Genomic DNA, 6734 nt, shown 5'->3' with positions numbered 1-6734 from the left:
AAGCCTTTTTCTTTCAGGCGCACGGCTTCTTCGACGGCGATTTCGTCAAAGGGGTTCATGCTCATTTTGACGTTGGCGATGTCTACGCCGGTGCCATCGCTTTTGACGCGCACTTTGACGTTGTAGTCCACCACGCGCTTGACGGGGACGATGATTTTCATGTCTCTGAATTCCTAGGTTGATGGGGATGGAAAGGAAAATTCAGTCCAGTTTGGCCCCAGAGAGCTTGACTACCCGCTCCCAGATCGGAGCATCATTTTGTATGACAGCGGCAAACTGCTCAGAGGTGTTGCCCACTGGAATAAAACCCATGGTTTGGATGCGCTGGCGGATCTCTGGCAGGGTAATGATGGCCCGAACCTCTGCCGTGACCTGTTGCAGCACATCGGTGGGTGTACGTGCCGGGGCGCTCATGCCCAGCCAGCCACTGATCCGAAAGATTTCGTCTTTGATGCCTTGCTCGATCAGGGTTGCTGCTTGGGGCAATGCCGCCATGCGTTGTTCGCCAGTGACGGCAAGCACCTTGACCCTGCCCGAGTCAATATGGGGTTTGGCCGCTTGCAAGCTGGCAAAGGCCATGTCAATTTGGCCTCCAGCCAAGTCCTGCATCATGGGGGCTTCGCCCTTGTAGGGAGCGTGAGTCATATCGGCAGCCAAGTTATGACTGATCCAGGCACAAGCTAGATGAGAGTACGAGCCGCTGCCCCAAGAACCGTAAGACAGTTTGCCCTTGTTGCGCGTAATGTGGCTCCATAGCTCGGTGGCATTGTTTACCTGCAGCTTGGGATTGACCAGCAAAGTGACCGGGGCCAGGGCAATCTGTGTCATCAGTGCCTGATCGCGCTGCGGGTGGTAGGGTAGCTTGCTGTACAAGAACTGATTAATCAGCATGGTGGTGCCCAGCGAAATCAGGAAGGTGTAGCCATCGGGTGCAGACTTGAGGGCAAAGTCTGTGCCGGTGACGCCACTGCCGCCAGCGCGGTTATCCACCAGCACGGGTTGGCCCATCCGTGTGGCCAGTTTTTCGCCGATAGAGCGGGCTACGATGTCGGTGGCCCCCCCAGAGTTAAAGGGAACAATCAGTTTGATGGGCTTGGTCGGGTAATCCGTCCGTGCCCAAGCTGGAGCACCCAGTAGGGCGCTGCCCGTTGCTAGGGCACCTACTTGTAGCCATTGGCGGCGCTGGATATGGAAGTGTTCCATTTTTTGTCTCCTTTGAGTTTTTCTGACGGGTGGTCTTGTGGCCTAGCCACAGATCGGGATGGCTGTCTTGGCGCAGCTTGCATACATCGGGTGATGGGTAAAGGCGAGAGGCGCGTTTGACTTCAGCGCAGCATGGCAGCCAGCCGCTCGGTGATGAGTGCGTGGGCTTGGGCCATGATGGCGTTTATCAGTTGCTCGACAGTGGGCACGTCGTGGATCAACCCTGCCACCATGCCGCAAGACCAAGCACCCGCCTCCATGTCGCCCTGCTGCATGATGCGTGGATAGACGCCTGCCACTTCAGGCAGGATGTCTTCAAACCGCAGGCTGGCTCCCAGTGCACGCTCTTTTGCGAGCAGGCGCTCTACCGCTGCGTTGTGCAATACGCGCTCGGTATTGCGCAGTGGGCGCATCACCAAGCGGGTGTCTAGCTCAGTGGCTGCCACGATGGCTTGTTTTACGTTCTCATGCACTGGCGCTTCTTGGGTGGCAATAAAGCGCGTGCCCATGTTGATGCCTTCGGCTCCCAAGGCCAGCGCCGCTACCAGTGAGCGGCCATCTGCCATGCCGCCAGAGGCCACAAACGGGATTTTTAGTTCCTGCGCAGCGCGCGGCAGCAAGATGAAGTTGGGCACATCATCCTCGCCGGGGTGGCCACCGCATTCAAAGCCGTCCACGCTGATGGCATCGCAGCCGATGGATTGGGCCTTGAGGGCATGGCGTACCGAGGTGCATTTGTGGATCACCTTAATGCCTGCCTCCTTGAGTACAGGCAGCCATTGCTGTGGGTTGTTGCCCGCCGTCTCCACCACTTTCACGCCGCCGTCGATGATTGCGCGGACATAACCCGGATAGTCGGGTGGCTGTACCGAGGGCAAAAAGGTGAGGTTGACGCCAAAGGGCTTGTCGGTCATGGCGCGGCAGCGCGCAATTTCTTGTGCCAGCAGTTTCGGGGTGCGTTGTGTCAGGCCGGTGATGATGCCCAGCCCCCCGGCGTTAGACACCGCTGCGGCCAACTCGGCCAGCCCGACATGGTGCATCCCCCCCTGAATGAGGGGGTGCTCGATGCCAAAAAGTTCAGTGATACGTGTTTGCATGGTGATGAACGGCCAAGGCGGGATCGTTGGATTTAGGCAAGGGGTGGTAGCGTCAACACCCCTTGGGCTTGTAGCGCTTGCAGTTGCTCTTCAGGCAGTTGCAACAGTTGTTGCAACACCTCGCGCGTGCCTTCGCCCAGCGTCGGTGGTGCTTGGCGCACGGGCAGGCGCTGGCCATCTAGGCGATACGGTGGTGCAAACACCGGGGTTGTACCTGCTACGGGGTGCGGCATATCGCGCAGCAGGCCGCTGCGGCGGGTGCGCTCACTGGTCAGGGCTTCGTGCAGGCCAACTACCTTGCCGCAGGGAATGCCCGCCGCCGTCAGGCGTTCGAGCAGCACATCGCGTTGGCCTGTGCGGATGATTTCTTTGAGCAGGGGCAGCAGTTCGCGTCGGTTCTGCGCCCGGTTCACGTTGGTAGCAAAACGGGGGTCTTCTACGATATCGGGCCGCAAAATGACTTGGCGGCAAAACTTTTCAAACTGGGCATTGGTGCCCACGGCAATGATGAGCGGCCCGTCTGCTGCGTCGTACATGCCATAGGGCACGATGGATGGGTGGGCGTTGCCGTAACGCTCTGGGTCGTGGCCCAGCTTGAGGGCGTCTAGCCCGTAGTAACCCGTGACGGTGATGCCACAGTCGTACAACGCCATCTCAATCAATCGGCCTTGGCCCGTGCGCTCGCGGCGAAACAATGCCGCCAGCACGGCTTGGGCGGCATACATACCGGTCATCAAGTCCACCACGGCTACGCCAAACTTTAAGGGGGGCTGGCTGGCTTCACCATTGAGGGCCATCAACCCAGCCTCGGCTTGGATGACCAAATCGTAGCCGGGGCGCTTGGCTTCGGGGCCGCTGCTGTCGTAGCCGCCCACGGCGCAATAAACCACGTCGGGTTTGATGGCCCGCAGTTGTTCGTAGCCCAAGCCCAGCTTTTCGGCACCGCCCGACTTGAAGTTATGGATCACTACATCGCACTGTGGCAGGAGGTCGTGGATGATTTTTAGCCCTTCGGGGCTTTGCAAATCGAGCGTGATAGACCGCTTGTTGCGGTTCATGCTGTTGTAGTAGGTGGTTTCGGTCTTGCCGATGCGCAGGCCCCAATCGCGGGTGTCGTCGCCGCGGCCCGGATGCTCTACCTTGATGACCTCGGCACCAAAATCGGCCAGTACCATGCCGCACATTGGGCCTGCAAAGACGCGCGACAGGTCTAGCACGCGCACGCCCTCCAGTGGAAAGTCCATATCGGTCATAACGGTTTGTCTCCTATAGGCCACCAGATCAATGCTGGCGTAACCGGGTGAAATCGGGGGGGCGTTTTTCGAGGAATGCCCCAATACCCTCAAACGACTCTGCGGTCGCTTGTGAATGCACCATGTACTGTGCTTCTAACTCTAGCTGTTGTGCCAAGGTGTTGTGTGGTGCTTGGCGGCACAGGTCTTTGATGCGGCCCATTGCCAGTTCGGGGCCAGTGGCAATTTGGCGGGCCAGCGCTAAGGCGTCGGCCAAGGCCTGACCGGGTTCGGCCAGTCGGTTGACTGGCCCCAGCGCGTGCAGGCGCTCGCCACTGAGGCGCTCGCCCGTCAGGCACAACTCAGTGAGCACTTGGCGCGACACAAACTCGGCCAAAAAAGCCGTCGCCCCGCCATCGGGGGTCAGGCCTACTTTCACATAGGCTACCGAAAACGCTGCATCACGGGCGGCCACCAGCATGTCGCAGGCCAGCGCCAGCGACAGCCCCGCCCCTGCCGCTGCACCTTCTACGGCGGCAATGATCGGTTTGGGGCAGTCGCGCACGGCCCGGATCAGGTCATGCAGCCCTTCGATCTTGGTGCGACGCTCCTCAATGGATGCTTGGCGGCGCGTAGCCAATTGGCGCAAATCCCCACCGGAGCAAAAATGTCCCCCCTCCCCCGTGAGGACGATGGCCCCCACAGTGGCATCTGCTGCTGCTTTGTGCAGTGCTGCTGTCAGGGCGGTGTAAAACGCGGGTGACAGGGCATTGCGGGCGGCCACATTGTTGTTGGACAGCACCAGTACGGTGCCATCATGGCGGGTCAACAGGGCCTGGCTCATGGTGCGCTCCGGTTCAGTGCGGTTGGCCCAAGGCTATGAAGCGGGCCAGATGGTGGTCTTCATCGCCCAACTGGTGGTCAATCATCACCAAGCGCTTGGCGTAGTGCGACAGCGGTAACTCCCAGGTCATACCGATGCCGCCATGCAGTTGGATGCTCTCTTCGGCCACCAAAGTGCCAATGCGGCCTAGGCTGTATTTGGCGGCAGACAAGGCCCGCTCGCGGGTGATGCGCTCGCCCGCGTCGATGGCGGCAGCGGCGTTAATCACGGCAGAACGTGCTTGTTCTACTTCCAGCAGCAGATCGGCCATACGGTGTTGCAGTGCCTGAAAGCTGCCAATCGGCTTGCCAAATTGCTTGCGCGTTTGCAGGTATTCGAGCGTGTTCTTTTTGGCCACATCCATTGCGCCCAAGGCCTCGGCGCACAGGGCCAAAATGCCGTAGCCCACAGCGCGTTCCAGTGTGGCAAAGCCTTGGCCTAGGTTGCCCAGTAGGGCATCCGCACAGACTTGCACGTTGTTCAAGGTGATTTCGGCGGCATGGCCGCCATCTATACGGCCATAACCCCGGTGTTCCAATCCCACGGCATTGCCCGGCAGCAAAAACAGCGAGATGCCTTCTTCGCTATCGACTGCACCGGAGGTGCGCGCCGACACCAGCAGCACATCGGCTTGGTCGCCAAACAGCACCATCGCCTTTTGCCCAGTCAGCACCCAGCCATCGCCCTGCGGTACGGCACGGGTGGCGACCCGGGCCAACTCGTAATGCGCGTCTGGTTCCTCGTGTGCCAGTGCCAAGAGCGTACCACCGTCGATCAGCTCGGCCAGACGCGCCTTTTGTGCCGCATTTCCGGCTGCCAGCAGTGCCTGCCCGACCATCAATGTGCCCAAAAAGGGTTCCACCACCAAGCCTTGGCCCAAGGCTTCAAACACCACGGCGATGTCAAAGCCAGCGCCGCCAAAGCCGCCTTCGGCCTCTGGGAACAGCGCACCAATCGCACCAAGGTCGGCAAATTGCTGCCACAGCGCCGGGCTGCGGCCCTGCGCACCGTAGGCGATGTGGTTGCGGCTCTCGATGCCGTATTGCTCCGCGATAAAACGGTTCAGGGTGTCCGCCAGCATACGGCGGTCTTCGGTGTGTTCAAAGTTCATCGCAACAGCCTCACAGTCCCAGAATCATCTTGGAGATGATGTTCTTTTGGATTTCATTGGAGCCGCCAAAGATCGACAGCTTGCGGTAGTTGAAGTAGTTGGCTGCCGCCGTAGCGGCTTCTGGTGGCCCCACGGGGGCATCGGCATCTGTGTACTGTGCTTCTTCGATAAAGGGCAGGGCATACGGCCCCATGGCACGGCGGATGAGCGACAGCAGTTCTTGGCGGATTTCGGTGCCCCGGATTTTGAGCATCGAGCTTTCGGCACCCGGCACACCGCCACCAGCCACGGCGGCAATCACGCGCAGATTGGTGGTTTTCATGTTTTCCAGATCAATCTCGACCTTGGCCATACGGGCGGCAAACTGCGGGTCTTGGGCCAGCGGCTTGCCGTTTTTGTGTACCTTGGCTGCAATCACCTTGAGTTTTTCCAGTGCGGCTACCGAAAAGCCCACGCCCGCAATACCGGTGCGCTCGTAGGTGAGCAGGTATTTGGCGTAAGTCCAGCCTTTGTTTTCTTCACCCACCAAGTTTTCGACCGGCACTTTCACATCGGTAAAGAAGACTTCATTGACTTCATGGTCGCCATCTAAGGTGCGGATGGGGCGTAGCTCGACGCCGGGGCTGTTCATATCGACCAGTAAAAAGCTGATGCTCTCTTGTGGGCGCGCCTCGCGGTCGGTGCGTACCAAACAGAAAATCATGTTGGCGTACTGGCCTTGGGTGGTCCAGGTTTTTTGACCATTGACGATGTAGTGCTCGCCCTCGCGCACCGCCGTGGTCTTGACCGAGGCCAAATCGGAACCGGCACCGGGTTCAGAATAGCCTTGGCACCACCAGTCCTGACCGCTGAGGATGCGCGGCAGCCAGTAGCGTTTTTGTGCTTCGTTACCAAATTTGATGAGCACCGGCCCCAGCATATTGACGCCAAAGGGCACGATGCGCGGGCCACCGGCCAATGCGCACTCGGTATCAAAGATGAACTTTTGCACCGCGCTCCAACCGGGGCCGCCGTACTGCTGGGGCCAGTGGTTGGCATACCAGCTCCTTGTGTTGAGGATGGCGTGCCATTCATCTTGGTCTTGTTTGCTCAGGCGCTGGCCTGCCTTGACCTTGTTGGCAATATGGGCAGGCAGTTTTTCATGCAGGAAGGTTTGCACCTCGGTGCGAAAGGCTTCCTCTTCGGGGGTGAAATTCAGATCCATGTTG

At 59.4% G+C, this 6734-nt stretch carries 6 protein-coding genes and 1 pseudogene; all 7 read right to left on the bottom strand.

Annotated elements, in window-relative coordinates; translation table 11 throughout:
• A pseudogene (locus BMX55_RS15420) lies at positions 1-161 on the bottom strand (electron transfer flavoprotein subunit beta/FixA family protein); the annotation flags it as partial.
• A 40-nt stretch (positions 162-201) separates the two neighbouring features.
• The gene (locus BMX55_RS15415) at positions 202-1203 is read right to left on the bottom strand and encodes a Bug family tripartite tricarboxylate transporter substrate binding protein (protein ID WP_091459245.1); all 1002 of its coding nucleotides are present in this window, start codon (positions 1201-1203) and stop codon (positions 202-204) included.
• Between the two features lie 122 nt (positions 1204-1325).
• Positions 1326-2300, bottom strand: coding sequence for an NAD(P)H-dependent flavin oxidoreductase (locus BMX55_RS15410; RefSeq protein WP_091459244.1), 975 nt, complete (start codon positions 2298-2300; stop codon positions 1326-1328).
• 32 nt (positions 2301-2332) lie between these two features.
• Positions 2333-3553: a CaiB/BaiF CoA transferase family protein gene (locus BMX55_RS15405; protein WP_091459242.1), complete on the bottom strand. Its 1221-nt coding sequence runs from the start codon at positions 3551-3553 to the stop codon at positions 2333-2335.
• A 28-nt stretch (positions 3554-3581) separates the two neighbouring features.
• Positions 3582-4376, bottom strand: coding sequence for an oxepin-CoA hydrolase, alternative type (locus tag BMX55_RS15400; RefSeq protein WP_091459240.1), 795 nt, complete (start codon positions 4374-4376; stop codon positions 3582-3584).
• 13 nt (positions 4377-4389) lie between these two features.
• Entirely contained in the window at positions 4390-5526 is a 1137-nt protein-coding gene (locus BMX55_RS15395; protein WP_091459238.1) for an acyl-CoA dehydrogenase family protein, read from the bottom strand.
• A 10-nt stretch (positions 5527-5536) separates the two neighbouring features.
• Positions 5537-6730, bottom strand: coding sequence for an acyl-CoA dehydrogenase family protein (locus BMX55_RS15390; RefSeq protein WP_091459236.1), 1194 nt, complete (start codon positions 6728-6730; stop codon positions 5537-5539).
• Positions 6731-6734: the final 4 nt, after the last annotated feature.

The sequence above is a fragment of the Giesbergeria anulus genome, from assembly GCF_900111115.1.
GTDB lineage: Bacteria > Pseudomonadota > Gammaproteobacteria > Burkholderiales > Burkholderiaceae_C > Simplicispira > Simplicispira anulus.
Note: the sequence above shows the minus strand (reverse complement) of the source record. Positions and strands in the feature narration are given on the sequence as shown.

What these genes read in the sequence shown, in the direction of transcription:
- BMX55_RS15415 (WP_091459245.1), bottom strand. Translation starts at nt 1,203, where the DNA reads ATGGAACACTTCCATATCCAGCGCCGCCAATGGCTACAAGTAGGTGCC.
- BMX55_RS15410 (WP_091459244.1), bottom strand. Translation starts at nt 2,300, where the DNA reads ATGCAAACACGTATCACTGAACTTTTTGGCATCGAGCACCCCCTCATT.
- BMX55_RS15405 (WP_091459242.1), bottom strand. Translation starts at nt 3,553, where the DNA reads ATGACCGATATGGACTTTCCACTGGAGGGCGTGCGCGTGCTAGACCTG.
- BMX55_RS15400 (WP_091459240.1), bottom strand. Translation starts at nt 4,376, where the DNA reads ATGAGCCAGGCCCTGTTGACCCGCCATGATGGCACCGTACTGGTGCTG.
- BMX55_RS15395 (WP_091459238.1), bottom strand. Translation starts at nt 5,526, where the DNA reads ATGAACTTTGAACACACCGAAGACCGCCGTATGCTGGCGGACACCCTG.
- BMX55_RS15390 (WP_091459236.1), bottom strand. Translation starts at nt 6,730, where the DNA reads ATGGATCTGAATTTCACCCCCGAAGAGGAAGCCTTTCGCACCGAGGTG.